At 67.0% G+C, this 25,045-nt stretch carries 23 protein-coding genes; 12 read left to right on the top strand and 11 right to left on the bottom strand.

The window, feature by feature from the left end; all coding sequences use genetic code 11:
• Positions 1–16: 16 nt before the first annotated feature.
• The 4 genes from Vse01_RS19570 to Vse01_RS29645 all read left to right on the top strand — a co-directional run bounded on the left by Vse01_RS19570 (position 17) and on the right by Vse01_RS29645 (position 3,879).
• Positions 17–1,477: an NAD-dependent succinate-semialdehyde dehydrogenase gene (locus Vse01_RS19570; RefSeq protein ID WP_093409640.1), complete on the top strand. Its 1,461-nt coding sequence runs from the start codon at positions 17–19 to the stop codon at positions 1,475–1,477.
• Positions 1,474–1,761 (top strand): hypothetical protein, encoded by a 288-nt coding sequence (locus tag Vse01_RS19565; RefSeq protein ID WP_093409642.1) that lies wholly within the window; start codon positions 1,474–1,476, stop codon positions 1,759–1,761. Before Vse01_RS19570 ends, Vse01_RS19565 begins: the two co-directional genes overlap by 4 nt.
• 1 nt (position 1,762) lies before the next feature.
• Entirely contained in the window at positions 1,763–3,016 is a 1,254-nt protein-coding gene (locus tag Vse01_RS19560) for an iron-containing alcohol dehydrogenase (protein ID WP_093409645.1), read from the top strand.
• 224 nt (positions 3,017–3,240) lie between these two features.
• Complete coding sequence (locus Vse01_RS29645; RefSeq protein ID WP_275415511.1) at positions 3,241–3,879, top strand: NUDIX domain-containing protein; 639 nt, start codon at positions 3,241–3,243, stop codon at positions 3,877–3,879.
• Between the two features lie 864 nt (positions 3,880–4,743).
• Here Vse01_RS29645 and Vse01_RS29820 read toward each other — a convergent pair.
• Positions 4,744–5,442 (bottom strand): glycosyltransferase, encoded by a 699-nt coding sequence (locus Vse01_RS29820; protein ID WP_373870686.1) that lies wholly within the window; start codon positions 5,440–5,442, stop codon positions 4,744–4,746.
• 58 nt (positions 5,443–5,500) lie between these two features.
• Positions 5,501–6,001 (bottom strand): plasmid transfer protein KilB, encoded by a 501-nt coding sequence (kilB, locus tag Vse01_RS29950; protein WP_507762951.1) that lies wholly within the window; start codon positions 5,999–6,001, stop codon positions 5,501–5,503.
• A gap of 230 nt (positions 6,002–6,231) precedes the next feature.
• On the opposite strand from kilB, the gene Vse01_RS19545 reads away from it, so the two are divergent.
• Entirely contained in the window at positions 6,232–6,729 is a 498-nt protein-coding gene (locus Vse01_RS19545) for a hypothetical protein (protein WP_204019257.1), read from the top strand.
• A gap of 721 nt (positions 6,730–7,450) precedes the next feature.
• Here Vse01_RS19545 and Vse01_RS19540 read toward each other — a convergent pair.
• Positions 7,451–8,134 (bottom strand): response regulator, encoded by a 684-nt coding sequence (locus Vse01_RS19540; protein WP_093409652.1) that lies wholly within the window; start codon positions 8,132–8,134, stop codon positions 7,451–7,453.
• On the bottom strand, positions 8,131–9,360 hold the full coding sequence (locus Vse01_RS19535; RefSeq protein ID WP_093409655.1) for a sensor histidine kinase: 1,230 nt from the start codon (positions 9,358–9,360) through the stop codon (positions 8,131–8,133). Before Vse01_RS19535 ends, Vse01_RS19540 begins: the two co-directional genes overlap by 4 nt.
• Before the next feature lie 343 nt (positions 9,361–9,703).
• Here Vse01_RS19535 and Vse01_RS19530 point away from each other — a divergent pair, with 343 nt between their 5' ends.
• Positions 9,704–10,495 carry a hypothetical protein gene (locus tag Vse01_RS19530; RefSeq protein ID WP_093409658.1) on the top strand — a complete coding sequence of 264 codons (792 nt, stop codon included), beginning with the start codon at positions 9,704–9,706 and terminating at the stop codon, positions 10,493–10,495.
• Positions 10,496–10,529: 34 nt separating this feature from the next.
• Complete coding sequence (locus Vse01_RS19525) at positions 10,530–10,904, top strand: hypothetical protein (protein ID WP_093409660.1); 375 nt, start codon at positions 10,530–10,532, stop codon at positions 10,902–10,904.
• 697 nt (positions 10,905–11,601) lie between these two features.
• Here Vse01_RS19525 and Vse01_RS19520 read toward each other — a convergent pair.
• The 4 genes from Vse01_RS19520 to Vse01_RS19505 form a co-directional block, all read right to left on the bottom strand.
• On the bottom strand, positions 11,602–11,802 hold the full coding sequence (locus Vse01_RS19520; protein ID WP_139233231.1) for a hypothetical protein: 201 nt from the start codon (positions 11,800–11,802) through the stop codon (positions 11,602–11,604).
• Positions 11,799–14,561, bottom strand: coding sequence for a tetratricopeptide repeat protein (locus Vse01_RS19515; RefSeq protein ID WP_139233232.1), 2,763 nt, complete (start codon positions 14,559–14,561; stop codon positions 11,799–11,801). Before Vse01_RS19515 ends, Vse01_RS19520 begins: the two co-directional genes overlap by 4 nt.
• A gap of 554 nt (positions 14,562–15,115) precedes the next feature.
• Positions 15,116–16,306, bottom strand: a complete 1,191-nt coding sequence (locus tag Vse01_RS19510; protein WP_093409667.1) for a sensor histidine kinase — start codon at positions 16,304–16,306, stop codon at positions 15,116–15,118.
• A gap of 2 nt (positions 16,307–16,308) precedes the next feature.
• Complete coding sequence (locus Vse01_RS19505) at positions 16,309–16,962, bottom strand: response regulator transcription factor (RefSeq protein WP_093409671.1); 654 nt, start codon at positions 16,960–16,962, stop codon at positions 16,309–16,311.
• A gap of 169 nt (positions 16,963–17,131) precedes the next feature.
• Here Vse01_RS19505 and Vse01_RS19500 point away from each other — a divergent pair, with 169 nt between their 5' ends.
• From Vse01_RS19500 to Vse01_RS29640, 3 genes are all read left to right on the top strand, one after another.
• Positions 17,132–18,022, top strand: coding sequence for an ABC transporter ATP-binding protein (locus Vse01_RS19500; protein WP_093409674.1), 891 nt, complete (start codon positions 17,132–17,134; stop codon positions 18,020–18,022).
• Positions 18,019–19,014 (top strand): ABC-2 membrane transporter-related protein, encoded by a 996-nt coding sequence (locus tag Vse01_RS19495; RefSeq protein WP_093409676.1) that lies wholly within the window; start codon positions 18,019–18,021, stop codon positions 19,012–19,014. The genes Vse01_RS19500 and Vse01_RS19495 overlap by 4 nt, the downstream gene beginning before the upstream one ends.
• Positions 19,015–19,100: 86 nt before the next feature.
• Entirely contained in the window at positions 19,101–19,229 is a 129-nt protein-coding gene (locus Vse01_RS29640) for a hypothetical protein (RefSeq protein WP_275415510.1), read from the top strand.
• A 187-nt stretch (positions 19,230–19,416) separates the two neighbouring features.
• Here the strand turns inward: Vse01_RS29640 and Vse01_RS19490 are convergent, their stop codons facing one another.
• From Vse01_RS19490 to Vse01_RS19480, 3 genes are read right to left on the bottom strand one after another with little or no spacing between them, the layout of a single operon-like run.
• Positions 19,417–20,760: an MFS transporter gene (locus Vse01_RS19490; protein ID WP_093409679.1), complete on the bottom strand. Its 1,344-nt coding sequence runs from the start codon at positions 20,758–20,760 to the stop codon at positions 19,417–19,419.
• A complete protein-coding gene (locus Vse01_RS19485) occupies positions 20,757–21,584 on the bottom strand; it encodes an SDR family NAD(P)-dependent oxidoreductase (RefSeq protein ID WP_232511420.1) in 828 nt (275 codons plus the stop codon). The genes Vse01_RS19490 and Vse01_RS19485 overlap by 4 nt, the downstream gene beginning before the upstream one ends.
• Positions 21,581–22,924 (bottom strand): flavin-containing monooxygenase, encoded by a 1,344-nt coding sequence (locus Vse01_RS19480; RefSeq protein ID WP_093409684.1) that lies wholly within the window; start codon positions 22,922–22,924, stop codon positions 21,581–21,583. The genes Vse01_RS19485 and Vse01_RS19480 overlap by 4 nt, the downstream gene beginning before the upstream one ends.
• Positions 22,925–23,049: 125 nt before the next feature.
• Here Vse01_RS19480 and Vse01_RS19475 point away from each other — a divergent pair, with 125 nt between their 5' ends.
• Together Vse01_RS19475 and Vse01_RS19470 are read left to right on the top strand one after the other, a co-directional pair.
• Positions 23,050–24,180 carry a PucR family transcriptional regulator gene (locus Vse01_RS19475; protein ID WP_093409686.1) on the top strand — a complete coding sequence of 377 codons (1,131 nt, stop codon included), beginning with the start codon at positions 23,050–23,052 and terminating at the stop codon, positions 24,178–24,180.
• A gap of 337 nt (positions 24,181–24,517) precedes the next feature.
• Positions 24,518–24,835 carry a hypothetical protein gene (locus tag Vse01_RS19470; RefSeq protein ID WP_093409689.1) on the top strand — a complete coding sequence of 106 codons (318 nt, stop codon included), beginning with the start codon at positions 24,518–24,520 and terminating at the stop codon, positions 24,833–24,835.
• The last annotated feature ends 210 nt before the right edge of the window (positions 24,836–25,045 follow it).

The raw sequence follows: 25,045 nt of genomic DNA, 5'->3' as shown, positions 1-25,045 counted from the left end.
CAAAGGAGGCGACGCAATGAGTGACCCGATGAGCGTCCTGGCCCCCGAGCACCGGCGACTTCGGATCGGCGACGCCTGGTGCGACGCCACCAGCGGAGCCACCTTTGCCGTCGAGGACCCGGCCACCGGCAAGACCATCGCCGAGGTGGCGGACGCCGACGTCGTCGACGGGCTCGTCGCACTGGACGAGGCGAGCAAGGCAATGGCGGAGTGGGCGGCGACCCCACCACGGAAACGATCAGAGTTGTTGACGGCGACGTACCGGGCACTGACCGAGCGATCCGAGGAGGTCGCCCGACTGATAACGCTCGAGATGGGCAAGCCGCTCGCCGAGGCCCGGGCAGAGGTGGCCTACGGCGCCGAGTTCTTCCGCTGGTTCGCCGAGGAGGCGGTGCGGATCGAGGGGCGTTACAGCACCGCTCCCGCAGGTGGATATCGCATCCTCACCGTGCCGAAGCCGGTCGGCCCGTGCGTCTTCGTGACGCCCTGGAACTTCCCGTTGGCCATGGGCGCCCGCAAGATCGCTCCTGCGCTGGCCGCGGGCTGCACGACGATCACCAAGCCAGCAGCCCAGACCCCGCTCACCATGCTGTTCCTGGCCCGCATCATGGAGGAGATCGGCGTCCCCCCGGGCGTCGTCAACGTGGTGACCACCAAGCGGTCCGGCGAGGTGGTCTCCGCACTGCTCGCCGACAGCCGGACCCGCAAACTCTCGTTCACCGGGTCGACCGAGGTCGGGCGCGTGCTGCTACGACAGGCTGCCGACAACGTGCTGCGTACCTCCATGGAACTGGGCGGCAACGCGGCCTTGATCGTGTGTGCCGACGCGGACCTGGATGTGGCGGTCGACGGCGCCATGGTGGCCAAGATGCGCAACATCGGGGAGTCCTGCATCGCGGCCAACCGGATCTACGTCGAGGAGCCGGTGCGCGAGGAGTTCACGGCGCGCTTCGCCGAGCGGATGGGCGCGCTGTCGGTGGGCCATGGTCTCGATGACGGCGTGGACGTCGGGGCGTTGATCGACGAAGCCTCGGTCGCCACGATCGACGAGCTCGTCGCCGACGCGGTCGATCGCGGCGCCCGGGTCTTGGTGGGCGGCGAGCGTCCGACCGGGCCGGGCCACTTCTACCCGCCCACAGTCCTGGTCGACGTGCCCGAAGATGCGCGGATGCTCAAGACCGAGATCTTCGGCCCGGTCGCGCCGATCATCTCGTTCACGTCCGACGACGAGGTGCTGGCGAAGGCCAACGACACCGAACACGGCCTGGTCGGATACATCTTCACCCGTGACCTCCAGCGGGCGCTCCGGTTCACCGAGGGGCTGGATACGGGGATGATCGGCATCAACCGAGGTCTGATCTCGGACCCGTCGGCTCCGTTCGGCGGCGTCAAGCAGTCCGGGGTCGGCAAGGAGGGGTCGCACGAGGGCATCCTCGAGTACCTCGACCTCACCTACGCGGCGATCGACCTACCGTGACCGACCCGCCGCTCCGGGCGCCCGCCGAAAATCATCGCGCCCTGCGTACGTACGACCTGACCGGACTGCGCCCGGCGGACGGACCCCGGGTCATGGCCGGCACGAACCCGCTGACACCCGGGACGCCTGCCATTCCGCCGGCGTGCCAACCACCGCCGCAGCCGCTAGTCCGGGTATCCGGCGCGCGCGCCTGCGGCACCCGGGCGGCCACCCTCGCCGACGCCGTCCAGGTGACCTGGACGTCCGCCCTGCACATCGCCGCCGACGTTTCGGAGAGGCACTGACATGCTTGAGACCGTCCGCGGACCACGCCAGCTGATAGTGGGCGAAGGGGTCGCACAGAACATCCCACGAGTGGTGGCCGAGAGTGGCTCACGCGTCCTCATCTTGACCGACCAGGTCCTTCTGCGGCAGCCGGGCGTGGCCGAGATCGTGGCCGCCGTGCAGGAGAAGGCCGACGTCGTCAAGGTGTTCTCCGACGCGACTCCGGACGTGCCACTCACCGATGTCGACCTGGCTGTCTCAGCCGCCGCAGAGGTGGACGCCGACGTGATCCTCGCCATCGGGGGTGGCACGGTCATCGACCTCGCCAAGATCGTCGGCGTCATCCGGCGGCACGGTGGGACGCCACGCGACTTCTACGGCGAGTCGAAGGTGCCGGGGCCGACGATCCCTCTCATCGCTGTCCCGACGACGTCGGGCACCGGCTCCGAGCTCACACCCGTCTCGGTGTTGACCGACCCGGACCGCGAGCTGAAGGTGGGGGTCTCCAGCGTCTACATCGTGCCCGACTTCGCCATCGTCGACCCCGAACTCACGTACACCTGCCCGGCGACCGTCACCGCCCACTCCGGCATCGACGCGTTCTGTCACGCGGTGGAAAGCTACACCGCGCGGCCCCGGGCCCACGGACCGCGCGACCCGGTGGAGCAGGTGTTCCTCGGCCGCAACCCGATCACCGACCACTACGCGCTCCTGGCCGCGGAGCGGATCGCCCGTAGCCTGCATCGTGCTGTCAGGGACGGAGGCGACACGGACGCGCGGGCAGACATGTCCTACGGGTCCATGCTCGCCGGAATCGCCTTCTCCCACGCGGGCAACGCGGCCCCGCACGCTCTCCAGTACCCCATCGGCGCAGCCACGCACACGCCGCACGGCCTGGGCGTCGGGCTGCTGCTGCCGTACGCGCTGGACGCGGCCAAGGACGCCGTCGCCGACCGGTTGGCCATCCTCGCCGGGGTCTGCGGGCTCGACGTGACCGACGCCTCGGACGCTGAGGCCGCGGACACGTTCCTCACCTGGCTCGACAGACTCCTCGCCGACATCGGCATCCCGCCCACCTTGGCGGACATCGGGGTGGCCCGCGCCGACCTCCCCCGCTTCGCGCAGATGGCAAGCGGCGTCACCCGCCTGATCCAGAACCATCCAGGCCCGACCGACACCGCCAGCCTGACCGCGATCCTCGAAGCGGCCTGGACCGGGGACCGGGCCCGAAGCGCCCTCACGTCGAGCAGAAACAGTGACCGGCCTTCCACTTGACGCCGAGTCCCACGCCGTCCTGCTGAGCAGGTTTACGTGTCGTCAGGCGGGTTCTCCCCCGGCCGCCTCAGCCGCGATCCAGCCAGATCAGCCGGTGAAGTCAGCAACGTACCCGGCGAGCGACATGCCATCCGACGCACCACCGCCGACGGTCACCCAGCCCGCATCCCCCGGGCCGTCGGCGCGACCACGCCCCCGGCCGGATACGCGACGACCCGCGTCGGATGTTCGAAGTGCACAGTCAGGAAGCGCCAGGCCGCCCTGTTCAGCTCCGGTTGCCGGGAATTGCTGCTTTCGGTCGCCCGCACGAAACAGCAGCGGAGCACCCGTGCGATCCCGCAGCACCCGGCCGAGGGCCAGCCGCTCCGGGCAGCGTCCGCAGGTCAGAAACCCTTCGTCGGAGCATCGAAGCCGGCAGAGAGGCGGGTGCGGTGGATGATCTACGGGTGACGGAACGCAGACGAGCGGCAGCGGTGATCGTTCGCGATGGTTGCGTACTGATGGTTCGGGAGCGAAGCCTCGGACCGTCCGGGCGACACGACGGCCTGGAGTACTGGACGCTCCCAGGCGGTGGCATTGCGGACGGAGAGACCCCCGAGGAAGCCGTGCGACGCGAGGTTGAGGAAGAGGTCGGACTGACCCCACTCAGTACTCGCTACCTCATTGATGTGCCTTATCCGTCAGGGCTCACGGCATGCTTCGCGGTGACTGTGGCCGACGGTGAGCCCCGGGTCGGCCACGACGAACTGCCCTGCGATTGCCCGAGCCTGGTTTCGGTGGACTGGGTCCCGCTGCCAGCCGTGAACCCCGAAACAATGGGTGCTCCCATCCCAACCATGATCGTGGTGTGGCCCGCACTCTGACGGTCGCGCAAGCAGTACAGCCACCGCGCATCTCCGACCGGTTGACGGGCGAAAGGGACGACCACAATGGACAAGCCGAGGCAGCCAGCGGGACCAGGTGGGGACCTCACGGTCCGCGCGAGGTATGGGCGGCATGCGGCCGACTGCACGGCCTGGAGCGCTACCGGACGGCGCACCTGACCGCCGTGGTCCCCTGAGCCCAAATCGGCGACCCGGATACCTCGCTGAGCGGGTTCTTCATACCGCGTTTCTGAACTGTGATATCAACGGTACAATGTGAAAATGAGGATTATCGGCATCGAGGGGCCGTGTCTTTCGGGGAAGTCAACCCTCATAGCGGACTTGGTTGGCCGTCACAGATCAGTGGTCCATTGCTCTGAATATGTCACGGCTGCCCAAGGCGATCAAACGCCGCCGTTTGATCCAGGTTCCACGGCTGGACAGGTCGCAGCCTTCCGATACTTTGCTAATCTCGAACGACATCGAGTGGTTACTCCTCCCACCATACAATCCCGTACCACCCTGCTCCTCGATAGAACCATTGACACGCTTTTAGCACATTGTTACGCCCTTGATCTATTGAAGGGGTACGGCAGCTATCCGACGGCCAGAGCTTCCCTGTCCAACATGTCTTACCTGGTGCCAGACATCACGATTCTTCTAATCGCCGACACTAAGATCCTCCGAGGCCGACACAGTGGACGGGCAGACCTTCCGGGCGAGTACTTGGATGATGAGTTCGTGGAGGCGTTCTATGAGTACTTTTTCAGGGAGCGTTTAGTTTCAAGAAGCCTTTGCCTGGTTCGAGTTACCAACGGACCGGTAGCGCTACCGCCCGGACTCCTTGACCCACTGCCGATCACTTCACCTGATCGACCCCTGTCGCCAGGCGCGCCATACCCATTCGCTTCGAGGAAAGAACCTCACCGCTAGAGAATTTTGTATGGTAAACATTCGCCAGCTGGGCCACGCGTCATACCTACGACATGATGGCCATACGATTGCATCTTGAATCAGCACCCCCCCAACTCCGCCGTCTTCGAGATCCTTAGAACTGGCCCTTCGGTACAAATCAGCATCTTCACCCATCACTAACTCGGGATCATAGCCGCGCGCCTCATCGAATAAGTCTCGCCTGAAGATCTGACTAACGCCCTGACATGGCCCTCCGCGACTGCGCTTCCAATCCCAGTACGCACACAGAAGCCATGAACCAAGCTTCTTCGGCATGTAGATCGCTCTAAAAGCGCCAACTCTGATTGGTCGCCTATCGAGCTCCCCGACCAATATCGAGAAGGCATATTCCGAAACTGTCACGTCTGCGTCGATAAAGACGAGATAGTCGCCAACCGCTGCCCGCGCTCCGGCGTTTCTTGCCGCCCCTGCTCCTCGCTGGCCATGCCTCACTACAGTGGCCCCGGCAACTTGGGCTACTATCCGAGTGTGATCGGAGGAGGCGTTATCCACCACGATAAGCTCGAACCGGACTCCAGTCCTCTGCGCCGAAATTTGGATCGATGAGAGTGTCTTCGGAAGATAGCTTTCCTCGTTGTATGCAGGCACGACTATCGAGAAGAATGGCCGCTCGGGAGAGCGTAACGGTGGTGAACTTCGTTCTGCGTCAGTCACCCCGCATCCCACCGCTCCGCGCACTTCGGAAACCGTCCAACAACCCCGCAAGTTCCGAACGCGCCTCTCGTGACTGCCTAACGGCTTGTTCCAGGGAGGACGCCTCTTTGAGCGACGTTAATTCTTCGAGCAATGACTCGAGCCGTTCATGCAAGCTAGCATTGTCCGAGATAGTGCGGAACTGGAATACCGCCTGCCATGCCTTTCGTCGCGCCTCTCGCACCTTTGTGGACAACTCGTCATCTCCGAACGAGATGTCCTTCCCGTCGGCGCGCTTCTCCCACACCCTGTGTAGCCGGCTGAGTTCTATACTTCGGTAGTCGAGAATCGCCGCCGCCGCAGATGACAGGGCCGCTGCGGCAGTCTGCCTTTCCTGTACCGCCAGGTGGCGTATCGCTTCCGACCTGGCCTGTCGCTGTGACAGGAACCCCGTCAAGCCTGAGCCAAATAGCGTGCCCACAACACCAACAACTGCTACCAGGACCGATTCCATTTCCAGCCTCCTTTCCGTCCTCGATGATTCGCGCGTCGCGCCGGGTTCTTCCGTTGGCATATATGTTCGCTGCAGATCAATGGGGTTCTGGTTTCGCGCATGGCGAGGCCGTCTGTCGCGGCGGCGGGCGTGTCTTTTGGAGTCCTCCGGTCGTTGGGTCTCGGAAGATCTTCCAGGCTGAAGTGGAGTCGGTCGCAATGCGAGAAACTAGCGCCGAGTTCTTTTTGACTATGACAGAAGTTGCTGGCACGCTTATCGGCACATTCCTCATTGGAATCTTTTTCTACCTCGACTCGGACCTGCACAAGACCCGCCAGGGCGCAGCTGCGGCCGACCGTTACCTCCGCTCTGGAGTGCGGTGGGTCTTTTTGGTCTTGGCCGTGCCGCTCATCGTGTCCCTCACACTCGCCGGCCTGGAGCCGATATGGGGTGCTCTTACCTTCATCGCGCTCTCGGCCCTGCTCGTTGCCGCAACTGCCGACACGACCCACCGTATAGTCGCTCGCGGCAGCTCAGCCATCTCGACCGCGTTCGTTGTCAACGAAATCATCTCCACGGCAGCGGTCGCCGTCCTTGTCACGCTGCCGTGGGTGCTTGGTGGCTGGGTGCCACCGCCATCTGCCTTCGTGCCCTCACTTCTGCTGGCCTTGGGATCTGGCTTCTTCAGCACCGTGGCGCTCGTCATGACTCTCTTCGGGCCGGCCCGGCAAGACGACACCCCTGCGTAGCACCGGCCGTGCGCCTGGCCAGCATGACCGATCCGTGCTCGAGCAGGTCGCGGGCTACAGTAGCGTCGGCCGTGCTCAGATAACTTGCCGGCACGGCGCGACCGGTCGGGATTCGTCGAGGGTGCCTGCGGGTCCGAGGCACAGGTAGTAGGCCAGGTCCGTGGGGTCGGTGATGCTGCGGCGGATCAACAGCCAGTGCCCGTGCCGAACCGACGACCCCTCGTTACCACCAGTAGCCATTCCGACCTTGTCATTGGCTGCCGAAAGTCAGCACTGAGCTGCGCAGACATGATTAAGCGATGATCGCTACTTGTCACTGGTTGTCACTCACGGGCGGGGGTTTTCGGGGGGTAAACGGGGGCCGACAGGGCGCGCCAGTCCATCGCGTCCCGCTCCCTACCAGCAGAACACCCGTCACCAAGGGAGCGGCGCGCTCCTACCCATCGCTGCACGCCCGCCACAGGCATGGGGGTTCGTGTCGGTGGGGCGACGTCGACCACCAATCCATAATCGTCGTTCGCGGCGAGCTGCGACTCACGCCCAGGTAACCCGGCCGCTGGCGTCGGCGAGCAGGTCGAACGAGCACACGAGCGCGCCCTGCTCTCGGCGGCGGCCGATGACGTACCACCGCGGTCCCGGTCGGCCGGATGGTACTGGTGGCGGCGGTGACCGTGCTCGCCGGCCTGGCCGCGGCGATCGCACGCGAGCGGCGCCCGTGAGTTCATGACCGGGAGCCGGGCGTGGCGTCGCGTCCCGGGGTGACCAGGCCACTCTCGTACGCAACCACGACGGCCTGTGCTCGGCTGGCGAGGCTAAGCTTGGTCATCGCCCGATGTAGGTGGGTCTTGACCGTCGCCTCGCTGACCACCAGTCCGCGTGCGATGTCGCCGTTGGTCATGCCGGTGCCGACCAGCCGCAGCACCTCGATCTCGCGAGCGGTGAGCCCCCGCAGGTCAGGTAGTGGCGTTTCGGGGAGGTGGGAGTCTCGGGTGTATGCCTCGATCAGGCGTCGGGTGACCGTGGGGGCGAAGAGCATGTCACCGGCCGCCACGGTCTGAATGGCCGCGATGAGGCGATCCGGTGGCGTGTCCTTGAGGAGAAATCCGCTGGCGCCGGCGCGCAGAGCGGCGTAGACGTACTCGTCCAGGTCGAACGTGGTCAGCACGAGGACCCGTGGACGGTGCGTCGCGTCGGCGAGGATGCGTTCGGTGGCGGTCACCCCGTTCAGGCGTGGCATCCGGATGTCCATCAGGATCACGTCCGGACGGCGAGCCTCCGCCTGGATCACCGCCGTCTGGCCGTCCTCGGCCTCACCGGCCACGGTGAGACCCGGTGCGGCATGGATCAACGCGGCCAGCCCGGCGCGAATCAGCACCTGGTCATCGACGACGAGCACGCTGGTCATGCACGGCCCTCCCCTGGCTCAGCCCACTCCGCTTCCGCGTCCGGCGTGGGTAACGTGAGCAAGACCTCGAATCCACCTTGTGGCCGGCTGCCGGTGACGAGAGTTCCACCATAGACTCGGGCGCGTTCGCGCATCCCGATCAGTCCGTGCCCGGGCTTGGCGTCTTCTCGTGATTCGGCCATGCCGCGGCCCGCATCGCTTACCCGAACCACGAATCGGTCGGCGTCGTAATGCAGAGTCACTGTGGCGCAGGTCGGGCCGGCGTGCCGCAGGACGTTTGTCAGGCACTCCTGGATCACGCGGTACGCGCACAGGTCAAGGCCGGCCGCGAGGGGGCGTGGCACGCCGACCACCACCACCTCGACTGGAACGCCCGCCCCGCGTACCCGCTCCACCAGCTCGTCGAGGCGGTCGATGCCCGGTGAGGGTTGGTAGGTCTCGCCGTCGGGCGCACCGTCGACCTCGTCCGCGTCGACGTGCAGCACCGCCAGCACCCGACGCATCTCCCGCAACGCCTCACCACTCGTCCGCAGGACCGTTTCCAGCGCGGTGCGCGAGGTTACCGGATCGGACTCGAGTACGTACCTGGCCAGCCCCGCTTGCACGGAGATGACCGACATGTGGTGCGCGACCACGTCATGCAGCTCTCGCGCGATATGCACCCGCTCCTCGGTGACCGCACGGCGGGCCCGCTCCTCGCGGTCGCGGCGCAACCGCTCCGCGAGTACGGCGAGGCGTCGGTTGCGCTCCGCCAGTTGCTGGGCGCGGTTCCCGAAGTGCCATACGACAGCAGTCCAGACCACGCTCTGCGCCAAGGCAGCCCACGCGAAGCCGGTGCCGAGGGCGAGTCCACCGTATAGCCATACCGTGGCCACCACAACGGCGGCGGTCACGCTTATCCGGGATGGCCGGTGGGCGGCCACCGTGTACAGCGCCAGCAGAGCTCCCGCGCTGTTCACCACCGGCCAGTAGCCGGTGGCGATATACCCCACCCAGAGTGTGCAGTACAGGAGCAGCACGGAGCTGGGAGCCCGCCGGCGCGCCACCAGAGTCGCGTTGACCAGGCATGTCAGTGCGTAACCCACGCCGTCGAGCTCGCGGAACTGCTCCGGCGGATCCTGCCGGCCGAGCACCAGGCTGACCGCGGCGGTCGCCCCCGCCAACGCCACATCTACCAGCAGCGGATGCCGGTCCGACAGTTGCCTCAGGTGCGCCACCGCTCGCATGCCCGCGAAGGTTAACGGGGCGGGCGGCGGCGCCTACGACGAGGGTTTACCCGACGTGCTCTTTGTTCAACCACTGGTAGCAATACATCAATCGATGGATGGATGATGTGACACGGCATGATTTCGTACCTTCGTTCCCAGCCACAGCCACTCACCGGAGGAGGCGAGGATGGGACGACGAGGTCGGGTGACAGCACTTCCGTGGACCGGCTTGACCCTGACTGCCGCGTTGTTGGCGTCCGGATGTTCGGGGACCGCCGCGGAGGCGGACCACTCCCTTGGAGTCCCGGACCTGCCGCCACCCGGGGCAGCCACCTCAATTGTCCTGCCACTGGACGACTATGTGATCAGCCCGGAGGAGCAGGAGCGGGCGGATCGAGCCCAGGCGGCACTGGAGGTGTCGTGTCTGAGCCGGTTCGGCCTGACCTGGTCCGGGCCGGACGAGCCGGACCTGTTGGCCGGCCGGGCGATACTCGCCGCAGGGCTGGCCGAGCGGTTTGGGCTCGTCGATGAGGCACAGGCAGTCGCGCATGGCTACCACCCGCCGCGCTGGAGCACACGGGGGTTGATCGCCTCGCGGGAGCACGCTCACCACCACGAGCCTCCGGCGGATGTGGCCGGGGTGCTTTTCGGACAAATATCCACTATAGATGGCGATTCGGTGCCGGCGCAGGGGTGCCGGGGTGAGGCCTCTCGCCAGCTTTCGGCCAACACCCGTCCGCTGGCCACCATTTCGCTTGTCACGCGCCTTAAGGAGGAGGCGGCGCGGGAGGCCGCCACCGATGACCGGGTTACCGCGATGTTCGACGCGTGGAGCGCCTGCATGGCGGAGGCCGGCTACCACTACTCGACACCGATGAGTGCCGCCCGGGACCAACACTGGCGCCGCGCCCCGAAACCGTCGCCCCAGGAGATCACTGTGGCCAGAGCGGACGTCGCCTGCAAGACAGCGGTCGGCTATCTGGACACCATAGTGGAGGCCACCGCCGAGTCCCAGCGAACCCTCATTGAGTCCCACGTTGACGAGCTGGATCGGGTGAAGCAGTCGCTCACCGTCGCGGCGCACAACGTCACCACGGCTCTCAGCTCGCACGTCCTGTCCGACCAGGGGAGGTGGAGCCCAACCCATCGATGAAATCTGTCAATCGAAACTCGGATCGGAGGAGACTATGCGACGCAGGATCAGCGCGCTACTGGCCGCAATCGGCATCGGCACGGCGGCCTTGTTGGCCGCACCGACCCCGGCGAGCGCCCACGGCGTGAGCCAGGGCAACGACTACGCCCGACATTCGTACAACGGTAGGGTCCTCACCATCTGTGACGCGGAAGACGACGGGCACCGGGTCTGGGCGGGGTACTACACCAGCGCGTCGTACTCGTACCAGACCGCACCTGTAATCTACGGCAGCAACACGTCGGGCGTTGACTGCACCACGTACGAACTCTCCCACGTGCTGACGAACCTCCGGGTCGTTGAGGACAAACCAGGCAGCAGCAGTAACTACTACGGGTCGTGGCATGGCTACCCGGTAGCGGGTACCTGACAACTCCGGGCCAGGGCACTCACGGCAGCGCCGCTGATCATGGATGCCCTGGCCCGGCAGCGTGCCGGGCGCGGCAGGATGGAGTTTGTGACCACCGATCCGCCTCTCCCGCTGCTCGGCCCAGCGGGCGTCGACCAGTTGCATCGGCGGAGACAAGTGCGCACCGGCCGGCAGATCCGTACCGGCAAACAGCGCCCACAGCACGTCGAATCGATACAGTATCGCCTGACGCTCGACATGAGCGCTCGCGGCGGTGAGCTCTGGCCGCAGGATACCCAGGTAATCAACTCTCTTGACGTTCCATTCCGCCTCAGCGATCATCCGCCGAACATTCGCCGCGTAGTTAATACTCCAGCCGCACCTGGTGGAGTTGGAGTCTTCGCTGGTAGTGGGTTGTTCTAGCGCAGTATTGGTGTCGTCGTCGCCATCGTGACCATCAATGGATGTGGTCGAAGGGTCGGGCGGTGGTGATCAGGTGTGCCAGGAGACGTCGGACCTCGCCGAGGGGAGGGGAATGAGGCCGTCATCGGATCCAGCGCCCCCTTTTGGCCTGTGCGGCGGTGACGGCGAGGTAGGCGTGGGCGCACAGAACGTGAATGCTGTCTGGCTGCCGTTGAGACGGCTTTGAGCGTGGGCCACGAGAATCACGAACTTGGACCCCGACCGCGGAAGCGCTGTGAAGGCAGGACCGTTGCCTTCAGGTAGCCCCCCGGCGCTCTGAGTCCGCCGTGTCGGTCGGCACGTGGCCGGGATCGGTCGGCGACGGAAAAGGCGCTGCCGTCGAAGCGGCCACGCGGCACTTGGCCAGGTTGCTGCGCGCGATGCCGAGATCGTGGTCGTACACCATGGGGAGCGCCTTTTGGAGTTCTTCGAACAGCGCCACGGAACGTTCGGTCACCTCCAGCGCTTCCTGGTGGCGGCGAGAGCGCGCAGGCTCAGACCCAGGTTGTCCAGCGCTGCTGCGATCTCTGAACGGAATGCGCCGGGGTTCTTCGCCTCGAGTTGCTCCCACACCTTCACGCAGGCCCGGCAGGCCGGCTCCGCCTCGTCGTGGCGGCCGAGATAGCCGAGGAACAGGCCCTGGTTGCCGAGATATTTAGCAAAGTCACGAAGGAAGGCGTCGGACGACTCGGAAAGCTTCGCCACGATCCGGACGGCCGCGTGGACCGCCTCGACGGCCTCCTGATCCCGGTTGGCAGCCGAGAGGCGGACACCGAGGGAGTTCAGAGCCTCCGCGAGGACCGGCTGGACCTCGTCCGCGTCTCTCCGGGTCGCGTGATCTCGCAGCAGTGCGACGGCCTCCTCTCCGGTGGTGATCGCTTCCTGGATGCGGCCGACGTCGGCCTGTGCGGAGCTCAAGCAGTGCAGTGCCTTGCCGAGTGCCGGCGTGAGTTCCTGGCCGCTGGCCTTGACCAGCTGGCGGTGCAGGTCAACTCCCTCCTGAGCTGAGCTAAGTGCCGCGTCGAAGTTGCGGACACGCCGGTAGCGGAGGCTCATGTTCGTGTGGGATTTGGCGTACTCCTCCAGGTAGGCGCGAGGGTCGATGCGCACCAGCCGCTGTAGCAGCTCCTGGGATTCTCGGCCCACCGAGATGGACTCGACGAGTTGCCCTGTCGCCCCGAGCCGGGTCGCCAGGTTGGTCAGCGCAATGCTGAGCGAGAAGACATCGGATGCTGTCCCGCCTCCTCCGAATGAGCGCCGCCGCAGATCGACAGCGAGGCGTGAGGTCTTTATGGCCTCGTCGTACCGGTTCGCCGCGAACAGAAAGGTGCCCAAGTCGTCCAGGGTCGCGGTGTACTCGCCGAGATAGCGGTCGGGATCCGCTGACATCAGCGTGTCGTAAGCCTTCACCACCTTTTGCGCGGCCGCCATACCCTCGCCGAGACGATTCGTCATGTGCAGCTGCATCGCGCGTTTGTGCAGCGACCGGGCCAGCAGGGGCAGGTAACGGTCCGGGTCCCGGTCCGCCGCGGCCTCAAAGACGTCGCAGACGGTCCCGATCACGTTGATCGCTTCGGTGCGGTTCCCCGCCTCCCACAGGCGGTGACTGACAGTGAACAGCCGCGCGGCGCGCTCCTCGTCGTTGGCCGCGGTGTCGGCCCACCGGCGGCACAACACGGCCGCGGTGGCCGCACACGATAACGCCGGATTAGGAAGAATCACTTGTATGTCCGCGAGATCTTGATCGCTGAGTGGGCACTGCGCAGCGAACTCGGCCAGGGCGGTGTCGACTTCGCCGAGGTCGGCCCGTTCGATCACCGTCGGCAGGAATCGTGCCGGATCGCGACCGACCACCTGCAGCAGCACGTGTGCTGCAGCCGGTGTGTGGCTGCTCGCCGCACATAGGAAGGTCAACGCCTCGGTGACGTCGTCAACGTCAGCATCGGCGATCATCGCTTCCAGAAGGCCCGGGTGTTCGCGGATGCTGTCCACCACGTAGCCCTCGACCAGCCGAGCGGGCAGGTGCGGCCGTAACCACCGGTCGCCGGCCTCTTGCGGATACAGGTTGCGGACCCACAGTGCCAGGTCGTCGATCAGAGCGTCGGGTGCGCTGTCGAGCATGGGAATGCGCCGCATTAACCGTGCCGCTTGCGGCGGCCCGGCCGCGCCGAACAGGGCCGCGGCGATCACCGACGCGCGTAGCACGGGGAGCCCGAGGTCCGCGAGGTTCGCCTCGGTTGCTCGGGTCAGCCAGCGTTGCTCCTCGAGCTGGAAGACCTCGCGGACGGCGGTGCGCGCTGCGATGAGCCCGTTCAGCTCGTTCTCGACCGCGACGAAGGCGGCCGCGCTCAGCAGCATCGCGCTATGCCGCGGGTCCTCGTCCACGCGCACGGTCGGGGGCGTCGTGTCGGACCAGGCCGCGTACGCTTTGACCGCCCGCTGAAACACCTGCTGAACACTTTTCGGGCTCTGCGCCAGTGGGCCCACCTCGATCGCTGGGATGGCCGGCAGCAGCTGGGCCACCTCATGGTCGGCTTCGGCGCGCAGTCGCCGCCACCACTTTCCGAAGTCGCGGGCAAGCAGAATCACCCTCGGCCGTTGCTGTGGGCTCAGCGCCGCCAGCGTCGCCAGGGCCGCGGGCAGATCGGTACGGGTGTTCGCGTCGTCGATGATGAGCACGGCTGGTGCCGTGGCCGTGGCCGTGCACTCCACCGCCGCCACGGCGGCCCGGCTGCGCGGCCATCCGGTAAGCCTGCTCGCGTCCTGCAGATGCTCGGTCAACTCGATCGCCAGCCGGGTCTTGCCAGTTCCCGCCCGGCCCACGACGCACATCACCGGAATATCGTCTGCACCGAGACACCAGCGCAGCGTGGCACGGACCAGCCGGTCGTGCGAAAGGTTGTACGGCACAACGCGCTGTTCGGGGTGTAGTGCCAGCAGCGTGCCGTGGTCGTCGGGCCAGTTTTCGCCGCCCGGACCGGTGGTGGTCAGATCGGCCCAGCGGCGGTCGAAGTCGCTGGCGCGGGCGCGCCGCTCCCACACCACCGCTCCAGTGAAGGTGGCCATACCGGCGACCAGCCCGAATCCGGCCGCTACCGGAGCGGGCACGAAGTTGGCCAGCGCGGCCGCGGATCCGCCGAGCACTGTGGCCAACCCCGATACCGCGAGTCGCCCGGATCGGCTTCGGCGGAACGTGGCGAGGATCGACGAAGACATACCGCCAGCATGCTGTCTGTTCACCGGCGCAGCAATCGCTCAATGGCTCACCATGCGTTGCGCTCCGGACGATACCGTACCCGGATTGAAAAGCTCTTCCCCCCGAGCGGATTCCGACCTGGACGTCGTCCGGTGAGGTGAAGGCCCGAAGTGCCCCTCGGTTCAACTGCGTCCGAGCTGGGTCGGCCGCTGAGCGCTTCGACTGAGTAACGCTACCGATAGTTGAGACGCCGTGAGGCCTCTGGTTTCGCGCAGGTCGGCGTAGGACCCGACGACATCGCGGCCAACTACGTCGAACAAATGTGATGGCCGCCGTTTGCGGACTGGTGACACGTTCCTTACACCGACAGCCCCGGGTACCGAATCGTGTAGTGGGGGTCGCTACCTATCTAACAACCGTATCGATGGCGAGCCAACGTCAACGGACCGTGACCGAGCGCGCTGAGCGTTGGAGCACTCGACCAAACGAATACGAGAACCTGCCAGTCACCCTGGCTTATCAGCAAGGCGTGGCGGCCCGGACCATCTGCCACGAGTACTCGCTGCGATGACAACTAGGAAACGATCCGGCGGATCCGGTGGCGGGCGAGGGAGTGCTGCTCGGCCGTCGCCAGCTCGCCGGCGCCCACCATCGAGAACACCACCTCGACGACGAGGCCGCCGTGCGGCCGCGGGTGCGCGGTGAGCTCCGCGCCGTGCGCCCGGGCGATCGCGCGGACGATGGACAGCCCAAGGCCGTGATGCCCGCCGTCAGCCGTGCGGTGCAGCCGCTGGAACGGCTCGAAAAGACGGTCCACCTGATCCGCGGAGATGACCTCGCCAGTGTTGGCCACGGTGAGCACCACCCGGCCGATCTTCCGGTGCATGCTGACCGCGACCGTGCCGCCGGGCACGTTGTGGTGGATGGCGTTGTCGCAGAGGTTGACCAGCAATCGGCCGAGCAGCACCGGATCGCCCAGCACCGACACCGGCCGCAGCGAGGTCACCACCTGCACCCCGCGCCGTTCGGCCTCCAGCGCCCGCTCGCGCAGCGCCAGCTCGACCAGTCCGGTCAGGTCAACCATCTCGTCCGCGGCCCGACCCTGCTCGCTGCTGGAGAGGGTGAGCAGCGACTCGAGAAGCTGGCCCCGCTGATCGCTGATCACCAGGAGCCGCTCGAAAGTGTGCCGGAACGATTCCAAGCTGGCGCCCGGATCGATGAGCGGTTCCTCGAGCAGCGCCCGTTCCACGGTCAGCGGGGTGCGCATCTCATGGGCGGCGTTGGCGACGAATCCCCTGTGGGCGTCGAGCGCGGTCTCCAACCGGCCGAGCAGGCCGTCGACGGTGTCGGCCAGATCCTTCAGCTCGTTGCGGTTGCCGGGCAGGGCCAGCCGCTCGTGCACGTTGCGATCGGAGATCTGGCGCAGGCGCTCGGTCATCGTCAGCACCGGGCGCAGCACGCGGCCGGCGATCAGCCAGCCAAGGAACAGCGAGATCAAGGCCATGATGGCCAGCGCGATCAGCGGCTGGAGCAGCCCGCTTCCGGCCGTGTCGGCCGCGTCGATAGCGGGCAGCGTGCCGTCGGCGGCGGGGCCGGGCGACGGCGGGCCGGACATCGGGCCGGACGGGAGCGGCGGCGGCGTCACGGGATTGAGGCTCTTGGCCAGCGCCCACATGATCACCAGCAGGACTGTGCTCGACATCACGGAGACGAAGACGTACAGCAGCGTCAGCCGCAGGCGGAGAGGGTGTTGTCCGAGTCGCATGATCAGATCCGGTATCCGGCGCGGGGCACCGTCTCGATCAGCGGCGGATCGCCGAGCTTGGTCCGCAGCCGGTTCACGGTGGCCTTCACCGTGGTGGTGAAGGGGTCGGTCGCCTCGTCCCAGACGCGGTCGAGCAGCTCCTCGGCAGACACCACCCGGCTGCCACAGGTCAGCAGATATTCCAGCACAGCAAACTCCTTAGGACTCAAGTTAAGCCGGGCCCCGGCTCGGGTTGCGGTGCGCTGCGCCGGGTCGAGGCGCAGGTCACCGTGCTCCAGCACGGGCGGCGCTGGGGGCTGCGAGCGCCGGGCCACCGCCCGGATCCGGGCCACCAGTTCCGCGTATGCGAAAGGTTTGGGAAGGTAGTCGTCGGCACCGATGCCCAGTCCCTCCACCCGGTTCGCGATGGTGCCCGAGGCGGTCAGCATCAGCACCCGGCTCAGCGATCTCTGGCTGACCAGCGTGCGGCACACATCGTCGCCGTGCACCACAGGCAGGTCGCGGTCGAGGACGATCACGTCGTACGGGACCACCGTCGCCCGCTCCAGCGCCGACCCGCCGTCGTATGCGACATCGACGGCCATGCCCTCGCGCCGCAGCACCCGAGCGACCGAGTCGGCCAGGTCCGGCTGATCTTCAACCACGAGTACCCGCATGACACGCGTTCCTGTCTGTGTGACTCAACTGTCGACGACGGTTCCGGACTGACGCTAATAGGACTCCTGTCACAAGCCGGTCACAACGGCACGGACCGTGCTGTGACCGCCCGCTGTCTACAAATTCTCACTGACAGCAAGAGTCCCGGAAACAAGGCAGGAGGATGTGATGACCCTGGCCATCCATACTGAATCTCTCAGTAAGCGCTACCGCCGCCACCTCGCGCTCGACGACTGCACGCTGGCGATTCCAGACGGACGGATCGTCGGTCTGGTCGGTCCCAACGGTTCCGGTAAGTCGACCCTTCTCGGGTTGGCGTCCGGCATGATCGCGCCGACCAGCGGAAGCATCGAGGTGCTCGGTCAGCGGCCGGCGGTCAGCGCGGACCAGCTGGCTCGGGTCGGATTCGTCGCTCAGGACGCGCCGGTCTACAGCCGACTGACCGTTACCGACCACCTCGAGCTCGGCGCCCGGCTGAACCCGAAGTGGGATCAAGCGTTCGCCGAGCGGCGAATCCGCGAGCGTGGGCTCGACCTCAAGCAGAAGGCCGGTTCGCTCTCCGGCGGTCAGCGGGCCCAGCTCGCGCTGACCGTCGCCGCAGCCAAGCGGGGCGAACTGCTCGTCCTCGACGAGCCGGTGGCGGCGCTCGACCCGCTGGCCCGGCGCGGGTTCATGCGGGACCTGCTCGACTTCGTCGACGAGCTCGAGGTGAGCGTGATTCTCTCGTCGCACCTGCTCGGCGACCTGGCGCAGGTCTGCGATCACCTGATCGTGCTGGCCAACGGCCGGGTGCATGTCTCCGGCGACGTGTCGGACCTGCTCGCCGTCCACTACCGGATCACCGGCCGTGCGGGCGACCCCTACCGGCTGCCAGCCGACGCCGAGCTGATCCACACCGAGAACAGCCGCGACGAGTCGTCGGTGATCGTACGGTCCACCTCGCCAATTCCCGGGGCGGAGGCCGTGGACCTTGAGGACATGACCCTCGCCTATCTGACCCGGGCCACCACCACCGGCCCGGTCGGGCCGACCGCAGCAATGACGGGAGCCGACCGATGATCTGGCTGGCCTGGAGGCAGTTCCGCGCCCAGACACTGGTGGCCGCGGGGGCGCTCGCGCTCCTCGCGATCTACCTGATCTACCTGGGCAGCGAGATCCGCAACTTCTACGACACGAGGATCGCCAACTGCACCCAGCAGGCATGCTATCTCGCACGGCTGGACCTGCGGGCCACCTACGACGACGCGATCTCGGTCATGGTGGTGCTGCTCATCGCCGTACCCGGCCTGATCGGGGTCTTCTGGGGCGCCCCGCTGGTGACCCAGGAACTGGAGCAGCGCACCGATCGGCTGGTGTGGAACCAGAGCGTCACCCGCACCAAGTGGTTGGCAGTCAAGCTCACCGTGATCGGCCTGGCCAGCATGGCGGTGGCCGGCCTGTTCAGCCTGCTGCTGACGTGGAGCGCAAGCCGGTACGACGAGGTGATTGGTGAGCGGTTCGCGGCGCTGAGCTTCGGCTCCCGCAACATCGTACCGATCGGGTACGCGCTGTTCGCCTTCGTGCTCGGCACCGTGGTCGGCATGATCGTCAAGCGCACGCTGCCGGCCATGGCGATCACCCTGATCGTCTTTGCCGGGCTCCAGTTGCTGATCCCGACGGTTGTCCGGCAGAACCTGATGCCCCCGGTCACCGACACCGTGGCCGTCGACGCCAACGTGCTCAACAGCGGCGTCGGGATGAATCTGAAGGAGGACAACACCTTCGACATCCAGGGATACACGGCCAACGGGAGCTGGGCTCTCGAGTTCTCGTCACCGCTGTACAAGGCGGACGATACGCCGTACCGCGGCGAGGACGCGAAGCCCTGCCTCATCCCGGACGACCGGGAGGCCGGCGACGCCTGCACGACCGCGCAGAACCTGCACTTCGACTACCTCCACCAGCCGGGCCACCGATACTGGACGTTCCAGTGGATCGAACTGTCAATGTTCCTCGGCCTGTCTATTTTGCTGACCGCGTTCGGGTTCTTCTGGCTCCGGCGCCGCTCCTAGCTTGATCTCTAACCTGTGGTCAATTTGTATCGACCCTGGCTGATCTCGGCCGCAGCCCTTGGGAACACGAGGCCTTGTTCTCGCTCATGGTCGACACGATCCGTCCGTATGCGCCCTGGCCGAGCCGGGAGGGCTGCAACAACGGCCAGCACCGCGCCCAGGCGCTGCTCGACGCCGGCGTGCGCCGGGTTCTCATCGAACGCGTCGCCGATTGATCAGCCGTCGATGCGGCGGTGCGGGACGCTATGGCAGCGGTGGCACCGCGTGATCGCCGAGGCCGAACCGGCGCAATGCCGGCAACGTCAGCCCCCATTCTGGCTGCTGGCTCCCCGCCCGATGCTCGGGACGCTGGCCATGCAAGCTTTCGCTCGGCGACCGGTGCCCGGCCTGAGCACGCAACGCTCAACCGGTGTGGCGTGTCCGATCCAGCTTCCAGCGCACTTGGAATGTCAGCGCCGCGGCCATCAGCACCGCCGGGACCACGGTGAAGCCGATCAACAGGGCGGTGTGGGCGGACTCCGGCTGCGTCACGGTCTGCCCCTCGGTGGTGGAGATGAAGCCGCCCAGGGCGAGCACGGCCGAGTACACGTACGGGCCGATTGCGGTGCCGGTGGCTTCGGTGGCAGTCCAGACACCGGTGTAGGCGCCAGCCCGGACGGTACCGCGCTGCTCGGCGGCCGCGACCGCATCCGGGACCATCGAGAACGCGAACAGCTGCAGCCCGGCGAACGCGATGCCCAGGACGCCGACCACCGCGACAGCCGGCCCGGTGCCGTAGCCGAGCAGCGGCGCCAGCGAACCGGCCACGAAGACCGCCTGGCAGATCAGCAGGCCACGCTGCTTGCCGATGCGCCGGGACACCTGCATCCACACCGGTCCGGCGACGACCGCTGGACCGAGGAACGCCCCCATGAACAGGGCGGTTAGCCCAGAGTTCTCGAAGACGTACTTGGTGTAGAACGGCAGCGCTGCGAGGAACAGGTGAGTAGTGGTGCCGGTGAACAGGTAGGACAGCACCAGCGCGCGGAAGTCGGGATCCCGCCAGGCGACCGCGATGTCACCGATGGTCGAGTGGGCCGCCTGCTGGTCGGGCATCCGGAAACCGGCGTGGGCAGTGAGACGCCGTACCCCGGTCAGTGCGACCAGCCCGGAGATCACCATGACGCCGGAGAGCAGCAGGGCCATCCAGCCGTAGTCGCCGCGCCGTCCCGACTCCACCAGCGCCGGTGCGGCCACACCGGCACCAAGCAACCCGAGGGTGAGGAAAAGCATCCGGAACATGAACACCCGGGTGCGCTCGTGGTACCCGACTCGAAGATCGGACGGGGTGGTCAGGTAGGGCACCTGGAAACACGCGAAGAGCAGGTTGCCGGCGATGAACCAGCCGCCCACCCAGAGCGCCGCCGATGCGCCGGAGAAACCGGCGGGCACCGAGAACATCGCTACCATGGCCACCGGAAGCAGCAGACCGACCCGCAGCATGCCGAGCCGGTGTCCGCTGCTGCGCGCTTCCCGGTCGGATCGGCTGCCCAGCATCGGATGCACGATGATGTCGATGATCTTCGGCAGCAGCAGGGTGAGACCGGCCAGGAACGGCGAGACACCGAGCGTATTGGTGAGGAAATAGAGCAACAGCAGGCCGGGAACGGTCACCCAGACGCCCATCCCGACCGACCCGGTGGCGTACGCGATCAGGTCACCTGCCCTGGTCCGCACCTCGCCCGCCGCCCCGCGCAGCGCCGTCATCGGGTCGCCTCGTGCCGTGCGACCACACCCGCGGCAAGCTCGGCGCCCTGGAACGCGCCGGAGCGGACCCGGCCGGCGAGGATGCGCGCCACGATCCGATCGGTCAGCGCGGGCAGGTGACGGGCCAGGAAGAACTCGACCGCGCCCCGCCGGGTGGTGGGTAGATCACGGCGAGGACGACGACTGAGCGCGGCGCGCAGCACGGTCCGGACCACCCCGTCCAGCGGCTCGTATTGGCTCATGCCCTCCAGCGAGAGCCCGGCCGCGGCCGTCGAGTCGTGGATCGGGCTTCGTACCGCCGACGGGTACACGCAGGTGACGCCGACATGGGTGCCGAGCTCCAGACGCAGCGCGTCCGCGTACGCGACCAGGGCGCGCTTGGAGGCACCGTACGCAGCGGCCAGCGGCAACTGCATGACGGCCATCCGCGAGCTGAGCATGACTATCCGGCCACCAGAGGCGACCAGCGCGTCCACACATGCGGCGGTGACCCGCCAGGTGCCCAGCAGGTTGATGTCGAGCTGGCGGCGTACTTCCGCGCCCGGCGCCAGCTCGGCCGGGGCGGGCCCACCGATCCCGGCATTGTTGATCAGCAGGTCGAGCCCACCGAGCTGGTCAATTGCTTCGCGTACCACCGCCGGCACCGCGTCGTCGTCGGTGATGTCGCAGGCCAGGACCCGGACCGGGTCATCGGCACGGGGGGCCAGGTCCAACCCGACGACCTGGGCCCCCAGCTCGTCCAGCCGGGCACAGATGGCCCGGCCGAACGTGCCGGAGGCACCGGTGACGAGGACACGCAATCCGCGGGGGTCTCGGGCGCTCAAACCACACTCTCCTCGGCGGTGAAGGTGCGTCCACCCCCGGCGAGACGATTCCGGCCAGCCGCGATCTCCCTGGGCAGGTCGGCGACGTACCGGTCGAAGTCGATACGCATGTGCGGCCGCGCGTTCGTGCCCCACCGCGCGATGGCGGCGCGCAAGGCTCGCTGCACGGCGTGCTGCTGTTCGTCGATGCCGGGCAGGGCATAGCCGCCGGAGAGATACGCGGCGACCAGTTTGGCCTGGACCTCCACGACCGGCAAAGCGGCACCGGTGGACTGCATCAGGCCGACGAATGCCAGGCTGGGGTCGTCGAGATGAAAGACCCGCTGGTACAGCGGCAGCTGCTGGGGGTCGGGGCCCAGCCATTGCGGGGACAGGAACGGGATACTCACCCGGTACCCGGTGGCCCAGACGATCACGTCGACCGGGTCGGCGCTGCCGTCGGTGAACATCACCCGTTCCCCGTCCAGCCGTTCGATGCCGGGACGTGGGGTCACCTCGCCGTGGGTGAGCCGGTGCAGGATCGTGTCGCTGATCGTCGGATGGTTCTGGAACAGGCCACCGGCCGGGGCGGGTAAGCCGTACCTCTGCGGGGTCCCGACGGCGAGCCGCAACAGGGTCTCGGCGATGCGCTGCCGCAGCCGCCACGGCAGGACGGCGAGGGCGCCGCCGGTCGCGTCGGCCGGGCGGCCGAACAGGTACTTGGGGACGATGTGAACGCCGCGCCGGGCGGAGAGCAGGACCGGCCCCCGAGCGACGTGCGAGGCGTCCACCGCGATGTCCATGGCCGAGTTGCCCATGCCGACGATCAGCACCCGCCGATCCCGGAAGACGTCCGGAGTGCGGTAGTCGTGGGCGTGCATCTGGGTGCCGTGGAACGTCCCCGGATAAGCCGGATCCGGATAGCGCGGATCCCAGTTGTGGCCGTTCGCGACCACCACGGCGTCGTACCGCCCGGTGTCACCGGACTCGGTCGTCACCGCCCAGAGCCGGTCACGCTCGACGCGGGTGACCGTGCTCCCGAACCGGATGTGCGGAATGAGCCCGAACGACTGCGCATAATCGGCCAGGTAACTGGCGACGCGACTGGCCGACGGATAGTCAGGCCAGTCCGCGGGCATCGGAAAATCCGCGAACTCGGTGCGGCGTTTGCTGGTGTTCAAGTGCAGGGAGGCGTACGCCGGAGACAGGCCGCTGCTGTTGTCCCTGACCCACAGGCCACCGGGCCGGTCACCCTTCTCGTACGCCACCACCGCACAACCGGCGTCGAGCAGCGCCTTCACCGTGGCGAGACCGGCCGCTCCCGCACCGATCACCGCCACCCGACTCGAAGAAACGGCCATGGTGCTCCTCGACGGTTGTAGCTTCCGCCAAACCGTAGGGCCTGGCACGGGGCGACCATATGGCGTGGACCACGCAGTTTCGGGTTCTTGTTGTAGCGCACCACAACGGCGGGGAGCATGACAGGATGACGCATCCGGACGGCTGGACGACGGTGGTGGACCTGATCGAACGCGTCGTGGGCGATGACGAACTGCTGCCGTCGGTGGTCGCCGGAGTCCGTACCACCGTGCGGGAGGTCTCCGCACTGCCCACCTCCGACATCGCCGGGCACACCCGCGCTCTGCTGGTGGCCGCAACCCGCGCACTGGCCGCACGGCGCGGCCCCACCGAAGCTGAGCTGTCGTTCGTCGCGGACCTCGGTGTCACCCGTGCCCGGCAGGGCGTGCCGATCGAATCGGTGCTGGGCGCGATCCACTTCGCCGAGCGCGCGATCTGGGCCCGGGCCCGGGAACTCGCCCGGGACCAAGGCGTCAGCGCCGAGCAACTGCTGGACGTCCGGGACCTTTACGACGACTGGGCCGAGGCCGTCCGGGCCCGGCTGATCAGCGCGCATCGGGCTACCGGAGCCACCACGGATCCGCTTCCTGGGCGCCGGGACACGGCACTGCTGCGGCGGCTGCTCCAGGGCGGTTCGGCGGCCACGCTGGCAGCCGCCGAGGCCGGCCTTCCGGTCACCGACGGGCTGTGGGTGCTCGTCGCCCGGCCCGGGGAGACCGCCGCCGGCATCGAACGAGCCGTGCGCGAGCACCCGCCGGTGCTGTGCGCAACCGTGGACGACCTGATGGTCGGAGTTCTGACCCGGGCTCCGTCCGCCCGCCTGAAGGGGACCGGGGCCGTGGCAGGGCTCGCCGGTCCGGCCGAACCGGAGAAACTCGCGCCGGTGCAGCGGCTCGCCACCGCGGCCCTGACCGCCGCCGAGTCCACCGGCCGCACCGGGCTGATCCACATTGCCGATGTGGCCTGGCTGGCGGCGTTGACCGAGCGGGCAGACCTGGCAACGGTGCTGCTCGACCGCTACGCGCCCGCTTGGGCGACACTCGGACCGACTGCCGAATCGGTGGCGCACGCCGTGCTCGCCTGGCTGGAGAGCGACCGCGATGTCGACCTCGCCGGGGCGAGACTTTTCGTGCACCCCAACACGGTTCGCAATCGGGTCCGGCGCTTCGCCGCCGTCACCGGCATCGACCCAGCGGGCACCTTCGGTGCCATGACCGCCTGGTGGCTATGCCGAACCTGGCTGCACGACGCGACCTGATCTCGCAGACACGCGAGAGAGCGATGTCGCGGATGTCGAAGGCGTACGTATTCGCATATCCAGTGGCCGGCAGTGGCGAGATGGATTTGAGATACTACGCGATATTGTCACCCGCCACCGGCGAGGTTGGACTCGAAGGTACCTGGCAGAGTATCTCCGGTTCCGCTGGAACACTGAACTTACCGCCGTAACCCGCGAACTGAACCGCCTTATCGCCGTCCGAGGAAAACCACCGACCTTCCGCCAGTTCGCCAAGCCGGCCGCAGGTGCGGCGAACCACTGGTTCAACGGCGACCTTGCCAAGCTGTACACGGCCATCGGCGAAAAGGCTCCAGCCATGACCCGCCGGGTTGACCTCCTGCCGACCACTGCGGACGAATTCGTCAATGCCGTCTACGTCGCACTTGGCGGCCAATATTACGACGACGAGCTTTATACTACCGATCCAGAAGCTGTCGCCCGCTACGACGAACTATCCAAGCTCGCCGCCCGCAGCATCTACTACCTCCAGATCGCCGAGGCCACCGAACGACAACCGGAGCCAGCCGAATTCGGCGTCAAGCATTACGAATGGAACTGGGCCGGAGGCCTCGAACGCGGCTGGCCCCTTCTCAAGCAAGCGATCAACCAAGCAATTGGTCGGGCGCTCACATAATTTGCGCCGTCAGGATCCTGAGCCCGAAGGGCTTCAGGTGCCCCGACGGCCTGGGCCTGGCCGCCGCTGCGGAGGTAATAACACCCGCGCTACAGGCGGACGTCGCCCTGATCATCGAAGCCCGTACGACTCGCTGCGAACATGCAGCCTGGGGTCCTGCCGGTGGACGGGGGGTGGCGGCGGGTGTGACGAGCCTCTTCACACTGTGGG

Origin of the sequence: Micromonospora sediminimaris (assembly GCF_016863575.1) — a bacterium.
GTDB lineage: Bacteria > Actinomycetota > Actinomycetes > Mycobacteriales > Micromonosporaceae > Micromonospora > Micromonospora sediminimaris.
Note: the sequence above shows the minus strand (reverse complement) of the source record. Positions and strands in the feature narration are given on the sequence as shown.

Coding starts and splice junctions, on each gene's coding strand:
- Vse01_RS29645 (WP_275415511.1), top strand. CDS start 3,241: ATGTTCGAAGTGCACAGTCAGGAAGCGCCAGGCCGCCCTGTTCAGCTC.
- Vse01_RS19480 (WP_093409684.1), bottom strand. CDS start 22,924: ATGGCCGTTTCTTCGAGTCGGGTGGCGGTGATCGGTGCGGGAGCGGCC.
- Vse01_RS19505 (WP_093409671.1), bottom strand. CDS start 16,962: ATGCGGGTACTCGTGGTTGAAGATCAGCCGGACCTGGCCGACTCGGTC.
- Vse01_RS19545 (WP_204019257.1), top strand. CDS start 6,232: ATGACAGAAGTTGCTGGCACGCTTATCGGCACATTCCTCATTGGAATC.
- Vse01_RS19490 (WP_093409679.1), bottom strand. CDS start 20,760: ATGACGGCGCTGCGCGGGGCGGCGGGCGAGGTGCGGACCAGGGCAGGT.
- Vse01_RS19510 (WP_093409667.1), bottom strand. CDS start 16,306: ATGCGACTCGGACAACACCCTCTCCGCCTGCGGCTGACGCTGCTGTAC.
- Vse01_RS19525 (WP_093409660.1), top strand. CDS start 10,530: ATGCGACGCAGGATCAGCGCGCTACTGGCCGCAATCGGCATCGGCACG.
- Vse01_RS19540 (WP_093409652.1), bottom strand. CDS start 8,134: ATGACCAGCGTGCTCGTCGTCGATGACCAGGTGCTGATTCGCGCCGGG.
- Vse01_RS19495 (WP_093409676.1), top strand. CDS start 18,019: ATGATCTGGCTGGCCTGGAGGCAGTTCCGCGCCCAGACACTGGTGGCC.
- Vse01_RS19560 (WP_093409645.1), top strand. CDS start 1,763: ATGCTTGAGACCGTCCGCGGACCACGCCAGCTGATAGTGGGCGAAGGG.
- Vse01_RS19470 (WP_093409689.1), top strand. CDS start 24,518: ATGACCCGCCGGGTTGACCTCCTGCCGACCACTGCGGACGAATTCGTC.
- Vse01_RS19535 (WP_093409655.1), bottom strand. CDS start 9,360: ATGCGAGCGGTGGCGCACCTGAGGCAACTGTCGGACCGGCATCCGCTG.
- Vse01_RS19500 (WP_093409674.1), top strand. CDS start 17,132: ATGACCCTGGCCATCCATACTGAATCTCTCAGTAAGCGCTACCGCCGC.
- Vse01_RS19570 (WP_093409640.1), top strand. CDS start 17: ATGAGTGACCCGATGAGCGTCCTGGCCCCCGAGCACCGGCGACTTCGG.
- Vse01_RS19475 (WP_093409686.1), top strand. CDS start 23,050: ATGACGCATCCGGACGGCTGGACGACGGTGGTGGACCTGATCGAACGC.
- Vse01_RS19515 (WP_139233232.1), bottom strand. CDS start 14,561: ATGTCTTCGTCGATCCTCGCCACGTTCCGCCGAAGCCGATCCGGGCGA.
- kilB (WP_507762951.1), bottom strand. CDS start 6,001: ATGGAATCGGTCCTGGTAGCAGTTGTTGGTGTTGTGGGCACGCTATTT.
- Vse01_RS29640 (WP_275415510.1), top strand. CDS start 19,101: ATGGTCGACACGATCCGTCCGTATGCGCCCTGGCCGAGCCGGGAGGGC.